At 74.0% G+C, this 18837-nt stretch carries 18 protein-coding genes; 5 read left to right on the forward strand and 13 right to left on the reverse strand.

Annotated elements, in window-relative coordinates:
• The first annotated feature begins 68 nt into the window (after positions 1-68).
• Positions 69-287 carry a DUF3073 domain-containing protein gene (locus BMZ50_RS01605; protein ID WP_091320367.1) on the forward strand — a complete coding sequence of 73 codons (219 nt, stop codon included), beginning with the start codon at positions 69-71 and terminating at the stop codon, positions 285-287.
• 131 nt (positions 288-418) lie between these two features.
• Here BMZ50_RS01605 and purM read toward each other — a convergent pair whose 3' ends face one another.
• From purM to BMZ50_RS01625, 4 genes are all read right to left on the reverse strand, one after another.
• Positions 419-1477 carry a phosphoribosylformylglycinamidine cyclo-ligase gene (purM, locus tag BMZ50_RS01610; RefSeq protein ID WP_091320370.1) on the reverse strand — a complete coding sequence of 353 codons (1059 nt, stop codon included), beginning with the start codon at positions 1475-1477 and terminating at the stop codon, positions 419-421.
• A complete protein-coding gene (purF, locus tag BMZ50_RS01615; protein ID WP_091320372.1) occupies positions 1474-3027 on the reverse strand; it encodes an amidophosphoribosyltransferase in 1554 nt (517 codons plus the stop codon). The genes purM and purF overlap by 4 nt, the downstream gene beginning before the upstream one ends.
• A 79-nt stretch (positions 3028-3106) precedes the next feature.
• Complete coding sequence (locus BMZ50_RS01620) at positions 3107-3715, reverse strand: MBL fold metallo-hydrolase (RefSeq protein ID WP_091320376.1); 609 nt, start codon at positions 3713-3715, stop codon at positions 3107-3109.
• Positions 3712-4800 (reverse strand): S-(hydroxymethyl)mycothiol dehydrogenase, encoded by a 1089-nt coding sequence (locus tag BMZ50_RS01625; RefSeq protein ID WP_091320379.1) that lies wholly within the window; start codon positions 4798-4800, stop codon positions 3712-3714. Before BMZ50_RS01625 ends, BMZ50_RS01620 begins: the two co-directional genes overlap by 4 nt.
• Before the next feature lie 214 nt (positions 4801-5014).
• Between BMZ50_RS01625 and BMZ50_RS01630 the strand changes: the two genes are divergently transcribed.
• Positions 5015-6427 carry an OFA family MFS transporter gene (locus BMZ50_RS01630; protein ID WP_091320383.1) on the forward strand — a complete coding sequence of 471 codons (1413 nt, stop codon included), beginning with the start codon at positions 5015-5017 and terminating at the stop codon, positions 6425-6427.
• Positions 6424-6561: an MFS transporter small subunit gene (locus tag BMZ50_RS23940; protein WP_177212588.1), complete on the forward strand. Its 138-nt coding sequence runs from the start codon at positions 6424-6426 to the stop codon at positions 6559-6561. Before BMZ50_RS01630 ends, BMZ50_RS23940 begins: the two co-directional genes overlap by 4 nt.
• 47 nt (positions 6562-6608) lie before the next feature.
• On the opposite strand, the gene BMZ50_RS01635 is transcribed toward BMZ50_RS23940, so the two are convergent.
• The 6 genes from BMZ50_RS01635 to purB all read right to left on the reverse strand — a co-directional run bounded on the left by BMZ50_RS01635 (position 6609) and on the right by purB (position 12470).
• On the reverse strand, positions 6609-6995 hold the full coding sequence (locus tag BMZ50_RS01635; RefSeq protein ID WP_091320387.1) for a sterol carrier family protein: 387 nt from the start codon (positions 6993-6995) through the stop codon (positions 6609-6611).
• Positions 6995-9283 carry a phosphoribosylformylglycinamidine synthase subunit PurL gene (gene purL / locus BMZ50_RS01640; RefSeq protein WP_091320391.1) on the reverse strand — a complete coding sequence of 763 codons (2289 nt, stop codon included), beginning with the start codon at positions 9281-9283 and terminating at the stop codon, positions 6995-6997. The genes BMZ50_RS01635 and purL overlap by 1 nt, the downstream gene beginning before the upstream one ends.
• Positions 9280-9951 (reverse strand): phosphoribosylformylglycinamidine synthase subunit PurQ, encoded by a 672-nt coding sequence (purQ, locus tag BMZ50_RS01645; RefSeq protein WP_091320395.1) that lies wholly within the window; start codon positions 9949-9951, stop codon positions 9280-9282. The genes purL and purQ overlap by 4 nt, the downstream gene beginning before the upstream one ends.
• 11 nt (positions 9952-9962) lie before the next feature.
• The gene (purS, locus tag BMZ50_RS01650) at positions 9963-10202 is read right to left on the reverse strand and encodes a phosphoribosylformylglycinamidine synthase subunit PurS (RefSeq protein ID WP_091320399.1); all 240 of its coding nucleotides are present in this window, start codon (positions 10200-10202) and stop codon (positions 9963-9965) included.
• Positions 10203-10296: 94 nt separating this feature from the next.
• Positions 10297-11166, reverse strand: coding sequence for a phosphoribosylaminoimidazolesuccinocarboxamide synthase (locus tag BMZ50_RS01655; protein WP_091320403.1), 870 nt, complete (start codon positions 11164-11166; stop codon positions 10297-10299).
• Positions 11163-12470: an adenylosuccinate lyase gene (gene purB, locus BMZ50_RS01660; protein ID WP_091320407.1), complete on the reverse strand. Its 1308-nt coding sequence runs from the start codon at positions 12468-12470 to the stop codon at positions 11163-11165. Before purB ends, BMZ50_RS01655 begins: the two co-directional genes overlap by 4 nt.
• 103 nt (positions 12471-12573) lie before the next feature.
• Between purB and BMZ50_RS01665 the strand changes: the two genes are divergently transcribed.
• Complete coding sequence (locus BMZ50_RS01665) at positions 12574-13995, forward strand: AI-2E family transporter (RefSeq protein WP_091320412.1); 1422 nt, start codon at positions 12574-12576, stop codon at positions 13993-13995.
• Here the strand turns inward: BMZ50_RS01665 and purD are convergent.
• Together purD and rsgA are read right to left on the reverse strand one after the other, a co-directional pair.
• On the reverse strand, positions 13982-15247 hold the full coding sequence (gene purD, locus BMZ50_RS01670) for a phosphoribosylamine--glycine ligase (protein ID WP_091320416.1): 1266 nt from the start codon (positions 15245-15247) through the stop codon (positions 13982-13984). The two genes, BMZ50_RS01665 and purD, sit on opposite strands and share 14 nt — an antisense overlap.
• Before the next feature lie 19 nt (positions 15248-15266).
• Positions 15267-16298, reverse strand: a complete 1032-nt coding sequence (gene rsgA, locus BMZ50_RS01675) for a ribosome small subunit-dependent GTPase A (RefSeq protein WP_091320420.1) — start codon at positions 16296-16298, stop codon at positions 15267-15269.
• A 105-nt stretch (positions 16299-16403) separates the two neighbouring features.
• Between rsgA and BMZ50_RS01680 the strand changes: the two genes are divergently transcribed.
• Positions 16404-17468: a glycerophosphodiester phosphodiesterase family protein gene (locus BMZ50_RS01680; protein ID WP_091321011.1), complete on the forward strand. Its 1065-nt coding sequence runs from the start codon at positions 16404-16406 to the stop codon at positions 17466-17468.
• 52 nt (positions 17469-17520) lie between these two features.
• Here BMZ50_RS01680 and BMZ50_RS01685 read toward each other — a convergent pair whose 3' ends face one another.
• On the reverse strand, positions 17521-18810 hold the full coding sequence (locus BMZ50_RS01685) for an adenylosuccinate synthase (RefSeq protein WP_091320423.1): 1290 nt from the start codon (positions 18808-18810) through the stop codon (positions 17521-17523).
• Positions 18811-18837: the final 27 nt, after the last annotated feature.

Here is an 18837-nt window from a genome sequence, read left to right on the forward strand (position 1 = left end):
GGGGTCGCCACGCGGGCCGTTCAGCCCGGAGCCGGGCTCCCGCACTCCGTAATGAGGGGGTCGAGCCGATGGGGCGCGGCCGAGCGAAGGCCAAGCAGACACGCGTGGCCCGTGAGCTCAAGTACAGCTCACCGAACACCGATCTCTCCGCTCTGCAGCGGGAGCTGGCCGGTTCACCGTCTCCGTACACCCCGTCCCGGGTGGGCACGGACGACGACGAGGACGACGAGTACACCGACCGGTGGGCGGACGACGACACCGACGACGACTGGGCCACCAGCCGTTGATCCGGGTCTGAGCCGCACGGTCTGACCACGACGACACCGCGACCCCCTCGGGGGCCCGCGGTGTCGTCGTGGTGCTCGGTGTCGTCGTGGTGCGCCACCCCCGCCGGACGGTTCGCGCGAACCGTCCGGGATCAGCGGTAGGTGCCGACCGGTCGGGCGGCGGCGTCCCCGGTACGGGGGCGGACGGTGCCGGCGACCCAGGCCGGGACGCCGCGCTCGTCGAGCGCCGCCACCACGTCGTCGGCGACGTCGGGGCTGACGACCCCGACCATGCCGACGCCGCAGTTGAACGCGCGCTCGGACTCCTCGCGCGGCACCCCGTGTTCCTCCAGCAGCCGCACCGCGGGGGGCAGCGCCCAGGTGCCACGGTCGAGCACGGCCTCCAGCCCATCGGGGACGATCCGCGCGGTGTTGCCGGCCAGCCCGCCGCCGGTGATGTGCGCGTAGGCGTGCACGCCCGCGACGCCGAACCGCTCCACCAGCGCCAGGCAGTCCCGGGCGTAGATCCGGGTGGGCTCGAGCAGCACCTCCCCCAGCGGGCGGTCCAGCCCCGCGGGGGTGGCAGCGAGGTCGAGGCCCGCGGCCGCGACCACCCGGCGGACCAGCGAGTAGCCGTTGGAGTGGAAGCCGCTCGAGGCCATCGCCACGACGACGTCGCCGTCGCGGACCCGCTCCGGGCCCAGCACGGCGTCGGCCTCGACGACGCCCACCGCGGTGGCGGCGAGGTCGTAGTCGTCGGGCGCCATCAGGTCGCCGTGCTCGGCGGTCTCCCCACCGACCAGCGCCGCGCCGGCCCGGGTGCACCCGGCCGCGATGCCGGTGACGATCGCGGCGATCCGCTCGGGGACGACCCGCCCGCAGGCGACGTAGTCCTGGAGGAACAGCGGCTCGGCCCCGCACGCCACCAGGTCGTCGACGACCATCGCGACCAGGTCGATCCCGACGGTGTCGTGCCGGTCCAGCTGCCGGGCGAGGGCGATCTTCGTGCCGACGCCGTCGGTGGAGGAGGCCAGCAGCGGCGTGCGGTACTTCGCGGTGTCGAGCGCGAACAGCCCGGCGAACCCGCCCAGCCCGCCGACGACCTCCGGGCGGTTGGTCTTCTCCACCGCCGTCCGCATGAGCGTGACGGCCCGCTCCCCGGCGTCGATGTCGACACCGGATGCGGCGTACGTGAACGGCTTCTCGCTCACGGGCGGCCCAGCGCGTCGTCGGCACCACCGGGCACGGTGGCGCTGCCGGCCTGCTGGCCGGTCCAGCCGCTGACCGCCCGGGTCTCGTCCACGCGGCGCCCGATGCCCTCGAGCACGTGCTTGCCGAGTACCTCGGGCTCCCCCAGGGGGATCGGGTACCTGCCGGTGAAGCAGGCGGTGCACAGCCGGCTGGCCGGCTGCTCGGTGGCGGCGATCAGCCCGTCCTCGGAGACGTAGCCGAGCGAGTCCGCGTTGATGGAGGCGCGCACGCCGTCGACGTCGAGGCCGTTGGCGATCAGCTCGGCACGGCTGGCGAAGTCGATGCCGTAGAAACACGGCCACTTCACCGGCGGCGAGGCGATCCGCACGTGGACCTCGACGGCGCCGGCCTCGCGCAGCATCCGGATCAGCGCCCGCTGGGTGTTGCCGCGGACGATCGAGTCGTCGACGACCACCAGCCGCTTGCCGCGGATGACGTCGCGCAGCGGGTTGAGCTTGAGCCGGATGCCCAGCTGCCGGATCGTCTGGCTGGGCTGGATGAAGGTGCGGCCCACGTAGGAGTTCTTGACCAGGCCCACGCCGTAGGGGATCCCGGAGGCCTCTGCGTAGCCCACCGCCGCCGGGGTGCCGGACTCGGGGACCGGGATGACCAGGTCGGCCTCGACCGGGTGCTCCTTGGCCAGCCGCCGGCCGATCTCGACCCGGGCCGCGTGCACGCCGCGGCCGCCGATCGTCGTGTCCGGCCGGGCCAGGTAGACGTACTCGAACACGCAGCCCTTGGGCTCGGCCGGGGCGAAGTGCTGGCTGCGCAGCCCGTCCTCGTCGATCGCGATCAGCTCGCCGGGCTCCACCTCGCGGACGACGGAGGCGCCGACGATGTCCAGGGCCGCCGTCTCGCTGGCCACCACCCAGCCGCGCTCCAGCCGGCCCAGCACCAGCGGGCGCACCCCCTGCGGGTCGCGAGCGGCATAGAGGGTGTTCTCGTCCATGAAGGCGAAGCTGAAGGCGCCGCGCAGCTGCGGCAGCACCTCCATCGCCGCGGCCTCGACCGAGAGGTCCTGGTGGGCGGCGATGAGCGCGGTCACCAGGTCGGAGTCGGTGGTGGAGGCGAACGCCCCGGGCACCCCGGCGTCGGCGGCCCGGCTGGCCAGCTCGGCGGTGTTCACCAGGTTGCCGTTGTGGCACAGCGCCAGGCCGGTGCCGGCCTCGGTGGTGCGGAAGGTGGGCTGGGCGTTCTCCCACGTGGAGGCACCGGTCGTGGAGTACCGGGTGTGGCCGACCGCCAGGTGGCCGCGCAGGCTGCCCAGGGTCGGCTCGTCGAAGACCTGGCTGACCAGCCCGAGGTCCTTGTAGACCACCACGGAGGTGCCGTCGGAGACGGCGATGCCCGCGGCCTCCTGGCCGCGGTGCTGCAGAGCGTAGAGACCGAAGTAGGCGAGCTTCGCGACCTCTTCCCCCGGCGCCCAGACGCCGAAGACGCCGCAGGCGTCCTGGGGTCCGGGAGAGTGGGGATCGAGATCGTGCGTCAGCCGTCCATCACCGCGAGGCACCCCTCGAGACTACCGGCGTTACGTCCGGCTCCCCGGCCGGGCGGGGTGGTTCGCGCCACCCCGCCCGGCCGGGTCCGGCTCAGTGGACGTTCTGCAGCTCGGCGGCGATCGTCGTGTCGTCGCCGTGGCCGGTCTTGACCACGGTGTCCCCGTGCAGCGTGAGCAGCCGCGACCGGATGGAGTTCAGGATCGTCGGCTTGTCGCTGAACGAGCGCCCGGTGGCACCGGGCCCGCCGCAGAACAGGGTGTCGCCGGTGAACACCGTGTCCAGCTCGGGCGCGTGCAGGCAGGTGCTGCCCGGGGAGTGCCCGGGGGTGTGCAGCGCCGTCAGCGTCGTCCCGGCGATCTCGAAGCGGGTGCCCTCGGCCAGGTCGTGGTCGGGGGCGGCGTCCGGGTGGACGACGTCCCACAGCATCCGGTCGGCGGGGTTGAACCAGATCGGCGCGCCGGTGGCCTCGCGGAGCGCGACCGCGGCGGTGATGTGGTCGTTGTGCCCGTGGGTGAGCACGATCGCCCGCACCGTGCGGCCGCCGATGGCCTCGAGGATCGGGGCGGCGTCGTGCGGGGCGTCGACGACGATCACCTCGTCGTCGTCCCCGACCAGCCAGACGTTGTTGTCGACGTCGAAGTCCTGCCCGTCGAGGCTGAAGACCCCGCTGACGACGGTCTTGTCGATCCGGGCGGTCACTTGAACACGACCACGCTGCGCAGCACGTCGCCGTGGTGCATCTTCTCGAAGGCGGCCTCGACGTCGTCGATGCCGATGGTCTCGCTGACGAACTCGTCCAGCGGGAAGCGGCCCTGCAGGTACAGGTCGACCAGCGTGGGGAAGTCGCGGCTGGGCAGGCAGTCGCCGTACCAGGAGGACTTGACCGCCCCACCCCGGCCGAAGATCTCCAGCAGCGGCAGCTCGATCTTCATGTCCGGGGTCGGGACGCCGACCAGCACGACCCGGCCGGCCAGGTCGCGGGCGTTGAAGGCCTGCTCGAACACCGCCGGGTGGCCGACGGCGTCGATGGCGACGTCGACGCCGAAGCCGTTGGTGTGACCCTTGATCGCCTCGACGGCGTCGGTGTTCCTGGAGTTGACCGTGTGGGTGGCGCCGAACTGCTTGGCCCACTCCAGCTTCCGGTCGTCGATGTCGACGGCGATGATCGTGGTCGCGCCGGCCAGCTTGGCCCCGGCGATCGCGGCGTCCCCGACGCCGCCGCAGCCGAACACCGCGACGCTCTCGCCGCGGCGCACGGCGCCGGTGTTCATGGCGGCACCGGCGCCGGCCATGACACCGCAGCCGAGCAGGCCGGCGGCCGTCGGCGGAGCGGCCGGGTTCACCTTGGTGCACTGGCCGGAGTGGACCAGCGTCTTCTCGGCGAAGGCGCCGATGCCCAGCGCGGGGGTCAGCTCGGTGCCGTCGGCCAGCGTCATCTTCTGGGCGGCGTTGTGCGTGTTGAAGCAGTACTGCAGCTCGCCCCGGCGGCAGGCGCGGCACTCGCCGCAGACGGCACGCCAGTTGAGGACCACGTAGTCGCCGACGGCGACGTTGGTGACGCCCGCCCCGACGGCGGAGACGACGCCGGCGGCCTCGTGGCCGAGGAGGAACGGGAACTCGTCGTTGATCCCGCCCTCGCGGTAGTGCAGGTCGGTGTGGCAGACGCCGCACGCCTGGACGTCCACGACGGCCTCACCCGGACCGGGATCGGGAACGATGATCGTCTCGACGGTGACCGGTGCACCCTTGCTGCGGGCGACGACGCCCTTTACCTCGTAGGCCATGCAGGGAGCCTATTCCGGGCCTCCTGCCGCTTCGGGGAGTGGGATCCCCTGGCTGGTGGCCGTGGCCGCCGGGCCCCCGATCCGGATCGACGACGACCCGTTCGCCGAGCGCCCACCGCCCCGCGGACGTAGCCTTCCGGGGGGCCGGGACCCCGGACACGAACCCTGTCCCCAGGGGGAATCCGGCTGACCGACCCGACCCGGAGGTCCGCCCGTGGCTGTACCGAGCTTCCTGGCCCGTGAGCGCATCGTCGCCCGTCCCGGCTTCAACCGGTGGCTGATCCCGCCGGCCGCGCTGGCGGTGCACCTGTGCATCGGGCAGGCCTACGCCACGAGCGTCTACAAGAACGCCCTGGTCGAGCACTTCGACACCAGCCTGACCGCGATCGGGATCATCTTCTCGATCGCGATCGTCATGCTCGGGCTCTCGGCGGCGGCCTTCGGTACCTGGGTGGACCGGAACGGGCCCCGGGCAGCGATGGTCACCTCGGCCCTCTTCTGGGTCTCCGGCTTCCTGGTCGGGGCCCTGGGCATCTACACCCGGCAGCTGTGGCTGGTGTACCTCGGCTACGGCGTGCTGGGCGGCATCGGCCTCGGCATCGGCTACATCTCGCCGGTGTCCACGCTGATCAAGTGGTTCCCGGACCGGCCCGGCCTGGCCACCGGCATGGCGATCATGGGCTTCGGCGGAGGCGCGCTGGTCGCCGCACCCTTGTCGCGGCAGCTGATGAGCTTCTACGACCCCGACTACGACCCGAGCGTCTCCGGCTCGGTGCCGGACGGCAGCGCCGTCGGGGCGCTGTTCCTCACGCTGGCCGCCGTCTACTTCGTCTACATGATGTTCGGCGCCCTCATCATCCGGGTGCCGGCCGACGGCTGGCGGCCCGCGGGCTGGGACCCGTCGATGGTGAAGCAGAAGGCGCTGGTCACCACCGAGAGCGTGTCGGCCCGCAACGCCATCCGGACGCCGCAGTTCTGGCTGCTGTGGATCGTGCTGTTCTGCAACGTCACCGCGGGGATCGGCATCCTGGAGCAGGCCGCGCCGATGATCCAGGACTTCTTCCGCCGCGGGGACACCTCGCTGGTGACCGCCGCGGCCGCCGCCGGCTTCGTGGGCCTGCTGTCGCTGTTCAACATGGGCGGCCGCTTCGTGTGGTCCACCACCTCGGACTACATCGGTCGCAAGCCGATCTACATGATCTACCTCGGCCTCGGCATGCTCCTCTACGTCGGCCTGGCCACCCTCGGCACCACCGCCACCTGGCTGTTCGTGGTCTTCGCCGCGGTGATCATCAGCTTCTACGGCGGGGGGTTCGCCACGATCCCCGCCTACCTGCGCGACCTGTTCGGCACCTACCAGGTCGGCGCCATCCACGGCCGGCTGCTCACCGCGTGGTCCGCGGCCGGTGTGGCCGGGCCGCTCATCATCAACGGCGTGCTCGACACCCGGGGCACGCCCGGGCAGCTGGTCGCCGCCGACTACCGGCCGGCGCTGTTCATCATGGTCGGCCTGCTCGCCGTCGGGTTCGTCGCCAACCTGATGGTGCGCCCGGTGGCCGCCAAGTGGCACGAGCCGAAGCGGGACGCCGCCGCATCCCGCACCGCCGAGAGGAGCGCCGCCCGATGACCACCCCGCCGCAGCAGCAGCCCACGCACACGCCCGTCGCCCTGATCGCGTTCGCCTGGACGCTGGTCGGCATCCCGCTGGTCTACGGGCTGTACAACACGGTGAAGGCGGCGCTGCCGCTGTTCACCGGCTGAGTCACCGTCGTCCTACCGGACGCCACCGCGACCACGTGCCGTCCCCGTCAGGTGCCGCGGCGCAGGGCTGCCAGAGGCAGGTACGCAGAGAGGTCGGCGCGGTTGCCGCTGGCGGTCAGCCGGCCCTCGGCGACCGCGGTGGCCCAGTCCAGCCGGCCGCTGGCCAGCCGCAGCCAGGCGATCGCGTCGGTCTCCACCACGTTGGGCGGGGTCCCGCGGGTGTGCCGCGGCCCGGGCACGCACTGGACGGCGACGTGCGGCGGCACCCGCAGCTCCACCGCCCGGCCGGGCACCTGCTGGGCCAGCCAGCGCGCGGAGGTCTTCACCGCGGCGCCGACCACCGCGCGGGGCGGCTGCTCCGCCCCGCCCTCCAGCCAGGGCAGCGTGGGGGCCAGTGCGGCCCGCAGCTCCTCGGCGGAGATGGGCGCGGCCATCAGCTGCTCGGGACGGTCCCCGCCGGAACGGTGCCCACCGCGTCCTCGGGCGCACCGAACAGCGCGGGGAGCGTCGTGCTCCAGGCGGCGCGCAGCTCGGCCAGCGGCAGCTCGAGCAGCCCCTCGACCGTCAGCACCTCGCCGCCCGTCGTCCCCAGCTCGGTGACGCTCACCCCGGCCTGCCCGGCGGCCCGCCGCACGGCCGCGGCGTCGGTCGTGGTGACGACGACGCGGGCGGTGGACTCGCTGAACAGCGCGGTGAACGGGTCGTCGCCGACGCCCAGGCGGGCGCCGACGCCGTGCCGCAGCGCCGACTCGGCGAGGGCCTGCGCCAGGCCGCCGTCGGCCAGGTCGTGCGCGGAGGTGACCAGGTCCTGGTGGGCCAGCGCGGCGAGGAGCTCACCCAGCGTCCGCTCGGCGCCGAGGTCGATCGCGGGCGGCCGGCCGCCGAGGTGGCCGTGCACGACCGACGCCCAGGCCGAGCCGCCGAACTCCGGCCTCGTCTCGCCGAGCAGGAGCACGGTCTCCCCCGCCGCCCGCCAGCCGGTGGGCACCCGCCGGCGGACGTCGTCGTGCACGCCCAGCACGCCGATGACCGGGGTGGGGTTGATCGCGACGTCCCCGGTCTGGTTGTAGAGGCTCACGTTGCCGCCCGTGACCGGCAGCCCGAGGTCCCGGCAGGCGTCGGCCAGGCCGCGCACCGCCTCGGCGAACTGCCACATGACCTCGGGCTCCTCCGGGGAGCCGAAGTTGAGGCAGTTGGTGACCGCCAGGGGGCGGGCGCCGGAGACGGCGACGTTGCGGTAGGCCTCGGCGAGGTTCAGCTGCGCGCCGGTGTAGGGGTCCAGCCGCGCGTAGCGCCCGTTGCCGTCGAGGGAGAGCGCGATGCCGCGGTGGGTCTGCTCGTCGATGCGCACGACCCCGGCGTCGTCCGGCTGGGCGAGCACGGTGTTGCCGCGGACGTAGCGGTCGTACTGCTCGGTGACCCAGGACTTGTCCGCGCCGTCCGGGCTGGCGACGACGGCCAGCCAGTGGGCGGTGAGCTCCTCGGGGGTCTGCGGGCGGGGCAGCGCGGCGGGGTCGTCGGCCTGCAGGGCGTCCAGGTCGGCCGGACGGCGCATCGGCCGCTCGTAGACCGGGCCCTCGTGGGCGACGGTGCGCGGGGGGACGTCGACGATCCGCTCGCCGTGCCAGTCGACGGTGAGCCGGTCGCCGTCGGTGACCTCACCGATGACCGTGGCCAGCACGTCCCACTTGCGGCACACGGCGAGGAAGGCGTCGACCTTGGCGGGCTCGACGATCGCGCACATGCGCTCCTGCGACTCGCTCATCAGGATCTCGGCCGGGGTGAGCGTGGAGTCCCGCAGCGGGACGGCGTCCAGGTCGATGTGCATGCCGCCGGTGCCGGCGCTGGCCAGCTCGGACGTCGCGCAGGACAGGCCGGCGCCGCCGAGGTCCTGGATGCCGGTGACGAGGTCCTGGGCGAAGATCTCCAGGCAGGCCTCGATGAGCAGCTTCTCGGTGAACGGGTCGCCCACCTGCACGCTCGGCCGCTTGGCCGGGCCCTCGGCGTCGAAGGTCTCCGACGCCAGGACGCTCACGCCGCCGATGCCGTCGCCGCCGGTGCGGGCGCCGAACAGGATGACCTTGTTGCCGACGCCCTCGGCCTTGGCCAGCCGGACGTCCTCGTGCTTCATGACGCCGACGCACAGCGCGTTGACCAGCGGGTTGCCGGCGTAGCAGTCGTCGAAGAGGACCTCGCCGCCGATGTTGGGCAGGCCCAGGCAGTTGCCGTAGCCGCCGACGCCGGCGACGACGCCGGGCAGCACGCGGGCGGTGTCGGGGGCGTCGGCCCGGCCGAACCGGAGGCTGTCCATGACCGCGACCGGCCGGGCGCCCATGGTGAGGATGTCGCGGACGATGCCGCCGACGCCGGTGGCCGCGCCCTGGTAGGGCTCGACGTAGCTGGGGTGGTTGTGCGACTCGACCTTGAAGGTGACCGCGTAGCCGTCGCCGACGTCGACCACGCCGGCGTTCTCGCCGATGCCGACCAGCAGCGCCTCGCTCTTCGGCAGGTCGCCGAACTGCCGCAGGTGCACCTTCGACGACTTGTAGGAGCAGTGCTCGCTCCACATGACCGAGTACATGGCCAGCTCCGCGGTGGTCGGCCGGCGGCCGAGGATGTCGCGGATGCGGGCGTACTCGTCGTCCTTGAGGCCGAGCTCGGCCCAGGGCTGCTCCTCGTCGGGCGTCGTCGCCGCCCGCCCGACGGTGTCGACCTGACTCATGCGGAGACGACCGCCTTCAGAACGCTGGTGAAGAAGCCGAGCCCGTCGGTGCTCGGGCCGGTGAGGTCCTCGACGGCGTGCTCGGGGTGCGGCATGAGCCCGACCACGCGACCGTTCTCGCTGCTCACCCCGGCGATGTCGCGCATCGAGCCGTTGGGGTTGCCCTCGACGTAGCGGACGGCGACCCGCCCCTCGCCCTCCAGCCGGTCCAGGTCGGCGTCGGCGGCCACGTAGCGGCCCTCGCCGTTCTTGACCGGGACGACGATCCGCTCGCCGGGCGCGTAGGACGCCGTCCACGCGGTGTCGGCGCGCTCGATGCGCAGCGCCTGGTCGCGGTTGCGGAAGTGCAGGTGGCTGTTGCGGGTCAGCGCGCCGGGCAGCAGGCCGGCCTCGCACAGCACCTGGAAGCCGTTGCAGATGCCGAGCACCGGCATCCCGGCCCGCGCCCGGTCCATGACCTCCTGCATCAGGGGCGCGCGGGCGGCGATGGCCCCGGCGCGCAGGTAGTCGCCGTAGGAGAAGCCCCCCGGCAGGACGATCGCGTCGACGTCCTTCAGGTCGTGGTCGGCGTGCCACAGGGCGACGGGCTCGGCGCCGGCCAGGCGGACCGCGCGGGCGGCGTCGACGTCGTCCAGGGAACCCGGGAAGGTGATGACACCGATGCGCACAGCGCTCTCTCTCAGTCGTTCGGGAAGTGCAGCTCGACGTCCTCGATGACCGGGTTGGCCAGCAGCGTCTCGGCGATCTTCCGGAGCTCCGCCTCGTCCGGGGTGCCGTCGACCTCGAGGACGAAGTGCTTGCCCTGGCGCACGCTGCGGACGCTGTCGTGGCCGAGCCGGCCCAGCGCTGCGAGTACCGCCTGCCCCTGGGGGTCGGAGATCTCCGGCTTCAGGACCACATCGACGACCACTCGAGGCACGACACCGAGCGTACCGGGGCCGCTCGGGCCGCCGACCGGCGCGCGGGTGATGCTCGTCTCGCCCCCCTGCCGCCGGGGAGGGCGGGGGCAGAGGTCAGTGGAACGTGGTGCCGGTGAGCCGCTCGTAGGCGGCGACGTACCGCTCGCGGGTCGCCTCGACCACGCCGTCGGGCAGCTCCGGCGGCGGCGAGACGCGGTCCCAGCCGGACGACGTCAGCCAGTCGCGCACGTACTGCTTGTCGAACGAGGGCTGCACGTCCCCGGGCGACCACGTCGTCGCCGGCCAGAACCGGGACGAGTCGGGGGTGAGGACCTCGTCGCCGAGCACCAACGCGTCCGAGCCCGGCGCGACCCCGAACTCGAACTTGGTGTCGGCCAGGATGATCCCCGCCTCGCGGGCGATCTCCGCCCCCCGCCGGTAGAGCGCCAGGGTCAGCTCCCGCAGCTCCTCGGCGCGCTGGGCCCCCACGGCGGCGACGACGGCGGCGAAGTCGATCGCCTCGTCGTGCTCCCCCACCTCGGCCTTCGTCGACGGGGTGAACACGGGCGAGGGCAGCTGCGAGCCCTCGACCAGCCCCGCGGGCAGCGGGACGTCGCGGATCGAGCCGGTCCGCCGGTACTCCGCGGTGCCCGAGCCGGACAGGTAGCCGCGCGCCACGCACTCCACCGGCAGCATCGACAGCCGCCGGACCAGCATCGCCCGGCCGGCGACCTCCGCGGGCACGTCCGAGGCGGACACCAGGTGGTGCGAGGCCCCGAACGAGGACAGCACCGGCGCCAGCTGGTCGAACCACCACACCGACAGCTGCGTCAGCACCCGGCCCTTGTCCGGGATCGGCGTGGGCAGCACGTGGTCGTACGCGGAGATCCGGTCGGAGGCCACCAGCAGCAGCCGGTCGGGGCCGGCGTCGTAGATCTCGCGCACCTTGCCGCGGGCGAGGAGCGGCAGGTCCGGGCCGCTCATGCGAGGCGGGCCACGCGCTCGAACAGCGGGTCCAGGTGCTCGACGTACCGCTCCGGCCGGCAGATCTCGTCCAGTCGGGCCTCGTCCAGCGCGACCCCCGACTCCTTCGCCCGCGCGCGGAGGGTCTCCCGGAACGGCGTCCCGGTGTTCCACGTCTCCATGGCCGCGGACTGGACCAGCGCGTAGGCGTCCTCGCGGGACAGCCCGCTCTCGACCACCTCGAGCAGCACCGACGAGGTGTAGATCAGCCCGCCGGTGGACTCCAGGTTGGCCCGCATCCGATCGGCGTCGACCACCAGGTTCTCCACCAGGCCCGTGGTCAGGTGCAGGAGGTAGTCGGTGGTGATCGCCGCGTCGGGCAGGAACACCCGCTCGGTGGAGGAGTGCGAGATGTCCCGCTCGTGCCAGAGCGGGATGCCCTCCATCACCGGGACGACGGCGGCCCGCACGACGCGCGCCAGGCCGGCGATCCGCTCGGAGCGGATCGGGTTCTTCTTGTGCGGCATCGCGCTCGAGCCCTTCTGGCCCGAGCCGAAGGCCTCCGACAGCTCCCGCACCTCGGTCCGCTGCCCGTGCCGCACCTCCAGCGCGACCGTCTCGCACACCGTCGCGATGATCGCCAGCGCCGCGACCCACTCGCTGATCGAGTCGCGCAGGACCACCTGGGTGGAGGCGTCGGCCGGCCGCAGCCCCAGCGCCTCGGCGACCTCGACCTCCACCGACGGGTGGATCAGCGAGTACGTGCCGACGGCGCCGGAGATCGCGACGACGCCGACCCGCTCGCGGGCCGCGCGCAGCCGGTCGCGGGACCGGGCGGCGGCGAAGGCGATGTCGGCGACCCGGTGGCCCCACACGTCCGGCTCGGCGTGCACGCCGTGGGTACGGCCCACCTTGATGGTGTGCCGGTGGGCCAGCGCGTGGTCGCGCAGCACCGCCACCAGCCGGTCGAGCCGGGCCAGCAGCAGGTCGGTGGCCTCGGTCAGCTGCACGGCGAGCGCGGTGTCCAGCAGGTCCGACGACGTCATGCCGTGGTGCACGTAGGCAGCGGCGGACCGGGGCTCGGTGTTGTCGGCCCACGCCGTGAGGAAGGCGATGACGTCGTGCTGCGTCGTCTCCTCGATCTCGGCCACCCGCTCCGGCGTCGGCGGCGGGGCGTTGCGCACCGGCTCGACGACGTCGACGGGTACCCGCCCGGCCGCGGCGTGCACCTCGAGCACGAGGGTCTCGACCCGGCACCACAGCTCGTACTTGTGCTGGTCGCTCCAGACCCGGCCCATCTCCGGCAGGGTGTAGCGCTCGATCATCGGGGTACCGCCTGCTTCCGGTCAGCTCGTCGCACCACGGGAACAGTCTCCCGTAGAGCTAGCGTGCTCATGAACAGGCCCCAGAGCCCGGCGGAGGTGCGCGATGCTGCGACGGGCGGCCCACCGGGCGAGTTCCCTGGTCGGGCGTGCGCGCGAGCGGATCCGCGCCGCCGAGCAGGACCCGCACGCCTGGCCCGAGCACGACGGGCGGGCGATCCTCGTCCACGACCGCGACGACGACCACGCGCCCGCCGGGCCCCCGCCGCCGGGGGACGACGGCCGGCCGCCGTTGGGCAGCCCGGAACCGGGAGCCCCCGACCTCGACGGCTCGCTGGGGCCGGGTGGGGTCAGCGGGCCGCCGGCCGGGGGGCGCCCGCACCGCTCCGGCCCGCACGCCCGCCGGCTCACCGGCGCCGGCCGGCGTCCCGATGACGACGTCGTCCCCACCGGGCTGCGCGTCGCCGCGGCCTGGTCGTGGCGGCTGATCGTCGTCCTCGCCGGCATCTTCGCGCTGCTCTACGCCGCCGCGTACGTCGCCGTCGTCGTCGTGCCGGTGTTCGTGGCGCTGCTGCTGTCGGCCATGCTGCAGCCCGGGGCCGCCGCGCTGGTCCGGCACGGCTGGCCGCGGTCCCTGGCCGCGCTGGCCATGCTCGTCATCGGCCTGGGCGTGGTCGCCGGGATCATCACCCTGGTCGTCGAACGGTTCATCGCCGGCTTCTCCGACCTCGCCGACCAGGTCAGCCAGGGCCTCACCCAGATCCGCGACTTCGTCGTCGACACCTTCCCGGTGTCCCAGCGCCAGATCGACGAAGCGGTCACCGCTGCACAGGGCGCCCTCGTGGCCAACCAGGACACCCTCACCTCCGGGGCGATCACCACCGCGGCGACCGTGGGGGAAGTGTTCACCGGCATCGTGCTGGCGCTGTTCACCCTGTTCTTCTTCCTCAAGGACGGCCGGTCGCTCTGGCTGTGGCTGGTCGGCCTGTGCCCGGCCGACGCGCGGGCCTACATCGACGAGGCCGCCCGCCGCTCGTGGCGCACGCTGATCTCCTACGTGCGCGCGACGGTGGCCGTGGCGCTGGTCGACGCGATCGGCATCGGCGTCGGCCTGGCGATCCTGGGCGTGCCGCTGGTCATCCCGCTGGCCGCGCTGGTGTTCCTCGGCGCGTTCATCCCGATCATCGGGTCGTTCCTCGCCGGGTCGGTCGCCGTGCTGGTGGCGCTGGTCTCCAAGGGGCCGATCACCGCGCTGATCGCGCTGGCCATCGTGGTGCTGGTCATGCAGCTCGAGGGGCACGTCCTGCAGCCGCTGCTGCTCGGCCGCGCGGTGCGGGTGCACCCGCTGGCCGTCGTCCTGGCGATCGCCGCCGGCCTGCTGGTGGCCGGCATCTTCGGTGCGCTGATCGCCGTGCCGACGGTCGCCTGCGCCAATGTGGCCGGCACCTACCTGTCCCGCCGGCACGACGGCCCGCGGCCGCCCGAGCCGCGCCCGGAGCGGGCGCGGCCGGCGGTCACTGCGGAGTAGGCAGGCCGATCCGCCCCTCCACCGCGGCCAGCGCGATGTCGGTGCGCCAGTGCGCGTCGGCCAGCCAGACCCCGGCCACCCGCTCGTAGGCCCGCCGCCGGGCCGCGGCCAGGTCCTCGCCGACCGCGGTGACTGCGAGCACCCGCCCCCCGGAGGAGCGGACCGTCCCGTCCGCGTCCACCGTGGTGCCGGCGTGCAGCACGCCCTCGGCGTCGGCCCCGGTGACCGGGTCGCCCGTGCGCGGCTTCTCCGGGTAGCCGGGAGCGGCGACCACCACCGTGACCGCGGCGCCGGACCGCCAGCGCAGCGGCGGGTGCTCGGCCAGCGTCCCGGTGGCCGCGGCCTGCAGCAGCCCGGCCAGCGGGGTCTCCAGCAGCGGGAGCACCACCTGGGTCTCCGGGTCGCCGAAACGGGCGTTGAACTCCACGACCCGGACGCCGCGCGAGGTGAGCGCCAGGCCGGCGTAGAGCAGCCCGGAGAACGGCTCCCCGCGGCGGGCCATCTCATCGACCGTCGGCTGCAGCACCGTGGCCAGCACCTCGTCGACCAGCCCCGGCGGCGCCCACGGCAGCGGCGCGTAGGCGCCCATGCCGCCGGTGTTGGGTCCGCCGTCGCCGTCGTCGCGCCGCTTGTGGTCCTGCACGGGCACCAGCGGCAGCACCGTCGTCCCGTCGGTGACCGCGAACAGCGACACCTCGGGACCGTCGAGGTACTCCTCGACCAGCACCGCCCCGCCGGCGTCGAGCACCCGCCGGCCGTGCGCGACGGCGGCGTCCCGGTCGGTGGTGACGACGACGCCCTTGCCCGCGGCCAGCCCGTCGTCCTTGACCACGAACGGTGCACCCGCCTCGTCCAGCGCCGTCTCCAGCTCCGCCGGGCCGCCCACCGGCCAGGACCGGGCGGTCGGCACCCCGGCGGCGGTCATCACGTGCTTGGCGAAGGACTTGCTGCCCTCCAGCTGGGCGGCCTCGGCCGACGGGCCGAAGCAGGCGATCCCGGCATCCCGGACGGCGTCGGCCGCGCCGGCGACCAGGGGCACCTCGGGCCCGATGACGACGAGGTCCGCGCCCCAGCCGGTGGCCAGCGCGGCGACCGCGGCCGGGTCGGCCACGTCGACCGCCGCCGGCTCCGCGATCGCGCGGGTGCCCGCGTTGCCCGGCGCGCAGGCCAGGGCGCTCACCGCGGGGTCGTCGTTCAGAGCGACGCACAGGGCGTGCTCCCGGGCTCCGGAGCCGATCACGAGCACGCGCACGGACAGCAACGCTACCCAGCTAGGACCAGCCCGTCCGTGGCCGGTTCGGTTGATCGCGCAGCGACCGGGTGAACGCCCGCACCCGGGCCCGCTCCCGCGCGGCGGCCCGGGCGTCGGCCCGCAGCGCCTGCCGGTGCGCCTCGGCCTGCAGCTTGCGCCAGGCGGTGTAGCGGGCCGGGTCGAGCCGGCCGTCGGTGAGCGCGGTGGCGACGGCGCAGCCGGGCTCGGTGCGGTGGCCGCAGTCGCGGAAGCGGCAGCCGGCGGCCAGCTCGGCGACGTCGGCGTAGGCCGTGTCGACGCCCTCGTCGTCGGCGAGCCCCAGCTCGCGCAGGCCGGGGGTGTCCACGAGCACGCCGCCGCCGGGCAGCAGGTGCAGCTCACGGGCGGTGGTGGTGTGCCGGCCACGGCCGTCGTCCCGGATCTCCCGCGTGCCCGCCACGGCGCGCCCGGTCAGCGCGTTGGCCAGGCTGGATTTCCCGACCCCGGACGGGCCCACCATGGCCGCCGTCCGGCCTGGGCCGACCACGGCACGGACGGCGCCGAGGCCGGCGCCGGTCACCGAGCTGACCGGCAGCACGCCGACGCCGAGCGCGCCCTCGGCCACCTCCTGCACGGCGGCCGGGACGTCGGCGCACAGGTCGGCCTTGGTGAGGACGACGACCGGTGTCGCTCCGCTCCCCCAGGCGGCGGCCAGGTAGCGCTCGATGCGCCGCAGCCGGGTCGCCCCGACCATCGCATCCACGACGAGCACCGCGTCGAGGTTGGCGGCGACGACCTGCGCCGCGGAGCTGCGCCCGGCCGCCACCCGGGTGAACGACGTCCGGCGGGGCAGCACCGCGACGGCCAGCTCACCCCGCAGCGCCACCCAGTCGCCCACGGCCGGACCGGTCCCCTCGTGCAGGGCCGCCCCGGGGTGGGCCCGCAGCTCACCCTCCGCGGTGAGCACGGTGAGCCGGCCGCGGTCGACCCGGGCCACCCGCCCGGGCGCGCAGCCGGCGGGGAGCTCGGCACCCCGGTCCGCGCGCCAGCCCAGCGCTGTGAGGTCACTCACAGAGGGGATGCTCCCGCTCAGCGCGGGGGCCTGTCGCCCGAATTGTGGGCGACCTGACGGCGCGCGTTCGCCACCTGGACACCTTGCTCGGGTGTTGTGGGGTTCATGCACTCGACCGAGTTGCTGGACGTCCGCCCGGCGACCGGCCTCCCCAGTCCCGTGGTCGTCGGCCACCGCGGCGCACCCGCGTACCGGCCCGAACACACCCTCGCCGGCTTCGAGCTGGCCATCGAGATGGGTGCCGACCTCGTCGAGCCCGACGTCGTGGTCAGCCGGGACGGCGCCCTCGTCGTCCGGCACGAGAGCGAGCTGTCCCGCACGACCGACATCGCCGGCCGCCCCGAGTTCACCGACCGGCGGACCACCCGGCGGGTCGACGGAGCGGCCTGCACCGGCTGGTTCGCCGAGGACCTCACGCTGGCCGAGCTGCGCACGCTGCGCGCGGTCGAGGGCCTGCCGGACCTGCGCCCGCTGAACACCGCCTACGACGGGGAGTGCGGCATCCTCACCCTGGAGGAGGTCGTCGAGCTGGCCCGCAGCCGGTCGACGGCCGCCCGGCGGATCGAGGTGCTCGTCGAGCTCAAGACCCCGGCCGGCGCGGCCTCCGCGGGCTCTGAGCTGGCCGCCGTCGTCGCCGACGAGCTGCGCCGGCTCGACGCGGCCACCGCCGACGGGCCGGTCGTCGTGCAGTCCTTCGACGCGGCGACGCTGCGCCGCCTGCGCGCCGCCCTGGGGGACGGCGGGCCGCGCATGGTGCAGCTGGTCGACGACGGCGAGCCGCACGACCCGATGGTCTCCCCGGCCGGGCTGCGGGCGATCTCCACCTACGCCCAGGGGGTGGGCCCCAGCCGGGACCGCATCCTGCTGCGCGACGCGGAGGAGGCGCTGCACGGCGTCTCCCACCTGGTCAGCGACGCCCACCGCGCGGGGCTGGGGATCTACGTGTGGACCCTGCGCCCGGAGAACGTGTTCCTGCCCCGGCACCTGCGCGCCGGTACCGATCCAGCAGCGCCCGGGGACGCCGAGAGCGAGGCCCGGCTGCTGCTGGCGCTGGGCGTCGACGGCCTGATCACCGACGCCCCCGACGTCGCCGTCCGCGCCCGGCAGGCGATCACACCGCCGTCCTACCGGACGGCAGCGCGACCGACCGCCGTCCCCGGCCTGAGCTGAGCGCGCCGGTGTTCCGCGGCGAGGGGCCCCGGAACACCGGGCAGCCGCCCGCTCAGTCGATCAGGTCGCGGATGACGACGTTCTCGTCGCGGCCCGGACCGACACCGATCACGCTGATCCGGGCGCCGGCGAGCTCCTCCAGCCGGCGCACGTAGGCCTGCGCATTGGCCGGCAGCTCGTCGAAGGTCCGGCAGTTCCGGATGTCCTCGGACCAGCCGGGCATCTCCTCGTAGATCGGCGTGGCGTGGTGGAACTCGGTCTGCGTCATCGGCATCTCGTCGTGCCGCACGCCGTCGACGTCGTAGGCCACGCAGATCGGCACCGTCTCCAGGCCCGACAGGACGTCGAGCTTGGTGAGGAAGTAGTCGGTGATGCCGTTGACCCGGGCGGCGTACCGGGCGACCACAGCGTCGAACCAGCCGCAGCGGCGGTCCCGACCGGTCGTGACGCCGACCTCGCCGCCCTGCTTGCGGAGGTACTCGCCGTGGGCGTCGAACAGCTCGGTCGGGAACGGGCCCGAACCCACGCGGGTCGTGTAGGCCTTGAGGATGCCGACCACCCGCTGGATGCGGGTCGGGCCGATCCCCGAGCCGGCGGCCGCCCCGCCCGACGTCGGGCTCGAGGACGTCACGAACGGGTACGTGCCGTGGTCGACGTCCAGCAGGGTGCCCTGGGAGCCCTCCAGCAGCACCCACTCCCCGGCGGAGAGCGCCCGGTCCAGCAGCAGGCGGGTGTCGGCGATCCGGTGCTTCAACTGCTCGGCGTAGCCGGCGTACTCCTCGACCACCTCGTCGACGTCGATCGCCTTGCGGTTGTAGACCTTGACCAGGACCTGGTTCTTCTCCTGGAGGGTCCCCTCCAGCTTCTGCCGGAGGATGGAGAGGTCCAGCAGGTCCTGCACCCGGATGCCGGTGCGGGCGACCTTGTCGCCGTAGGCGGGGCCGATGCCGCGGCCGGTGGTGCCGATCTTGCGCTTGCCCAGGAAGCGCTCGGTGACCTTATCCAGGGCCCGGTGGTGCGGCATGATCAGGTGCGCGTCGGCCGAGATCACCAGCCGCGAGGTGTCCACCCCGCGCTCCTCGAGGCCCGCGAGCTCCTCGATCAGCACCTGCGGGTCGATGACCACGCCGTTGCCGATGACCGGCGTGCAGCCGGGCGTCAGGATCCCGGACGGGATCAGGTGGAGGGCGTACTTCTCCCCGTCGGGGGTGATCACGGTGTGGCCGGCGTTGTTGCCGCCCTGGTACCGCACCACGTAGGGCACGCGGCCCCCGAGCAGGTCGGTGGCCTTGCCCTTGCCCTCGTCGCCCCACTGGGCGCCGATCAGCACGACTGCCGGCATCGGGTCTCGATTCCCCTCGCTTCTTGA

The sequence above is a fragment of the Geodermatophilus ruber genome (assembly GCF_900114385.1).
Classification (GTDB): Bacteria; Actinomycetota; Actinomycetes; order Mycobacteriales; family Geodermatophilaceae; genus Geodermatophilus; species Geodermatophilus ruber.

Bases quoted from the DNA above. Each gene is read 5' to 3' on its own strand.
- BMZ50_RS01605 (WP_091320367.1), top strand. From the start codon at position 69: ATGGGGCGCGGCCGAGCGAAGGCCAAGCAGACACGCGTGGCCCGTGAG.
- BMZ50_RS01685 (WP_091320423.1), bottom strand. From the start codon at position 18,810: ATGCCGGCAGTCGTGCTGATCGGCGCCCAGTGGGGCGACGAGGGCAAG.
- BMZ50_RS23940 (WP_177212588.1), top strand. From the start codon at position 6,424: ATGACCACCCCGCCGCAGCAGCAGCCCACGCACACGCCCGTCGCCCTG.
- BMZ50_RS01680 (WP_091321011.1), top strand. From the start codon at position 16,404: ATGCACTCGACCGAGTTGCTGGACGTCCGCCCGGCGACCGGCCTCCCC.
- purB (WP_091320407.1), bottom strand. From the start codon at position 12,470: ATGATCGAGCGCTACACCCTGCCGGAGATGGGCCGGGTCTGGAGCGAC.
- purL (WP_091320391.1), bottom strand. From the start codon at position 9,283: ATGAGTCAGGTCGACACCGTCGGGCGGGCGGCGACGACGCCCGACGAG.
- BMZ50_RS01665 (WP_091320412.1), top strand. From the start codon at position 12,574: ATGCTGCGACGGGCGGCCCACCGGGCGAGTTCCCTGGTCGGGCGTGCG.
- BMZ50_RS01635 (WP_091320387.1), bottom strand. From the start codon at position 6,995: ATGGCCGCGCCCATCTCCGCCGAGGAGCTGCGGGCCGCACTGGCCCCC.
- BMZ50_RS01625 (WP_091320379.1), bottom strand. From the start codon at position 4,800: ATGGCCTACGAGGTAAAGGGCGTCGTCGCCCGCAGCAAGGGTGCACCG.
- BMZ50_RS01655 (WP_091320403.1), bottom strand. From the start codon at position 11,166: ATGAGCGGCCCGGACCTGCCGCTCCTCGCCCGCGGCAAGGTGCGCGAG.